This is a genomic window from Escherichia sp. MOD1-EC6475, from assembly GCF_003046645.1.
GTDB classification, from domain to species: domain Bacteria; phylum Pseudomonadota; class Gammaproteobacteria; order Enterobacterales; family Enterobacteriaceae; genus Escherichia; species Escherichia ruysiae.
The window spans coordinates 1-335 of the sequence record NZ_PZKQ01000123.1 but is presented as its reverse complement, the minus strand read 5'-3'; the positions used below and the strand labels follow the sequence as shown (position 1 = coordinate 335).

Sequence of the window (335 nt, the reverse complement as noted above, 5' to 3'; positions counted from 1 at the left end):
ACAAACCCCAACCCCTGCCAGGAGAAAAGCCCGTAAATCAATATACCGCTAATAATAATATTAAAAATATTCATGCTACCGTTTATAAGTAACGGTATTTTCGTATTCCCGGCACCACGAAGTGCCCCACTGCCAATCAAAGTGATGGCAGCGGCTGGATAACTAAGCACCGTCAGTTCCAGATAAGTCAACGCCAGTGCTTTAACCTCTGTCGTGGCATCACCTGCAACAAAATCGATAATTTGTTCACCAAAATGATGAATGAGAATTGCCAACAGCACGGCAAATAACGTCATGATCACCAGTGATTGCCGTGTTGCTACTCTGGCTCGCCG

1 protein-coding gene is annotated in these 335 nt (G+C 45.1%); it reads right to left on the bottom strand.

The window, feature by feature from the left end; all coding sequences use genetic code 11:
* Positions 1 to 335: MATE family efflux transporter (locus A7589_RS22665; protein ID WP_286174603.1), on the bottom strand; the 335-nt coding region annotated here is incomplete at both ends.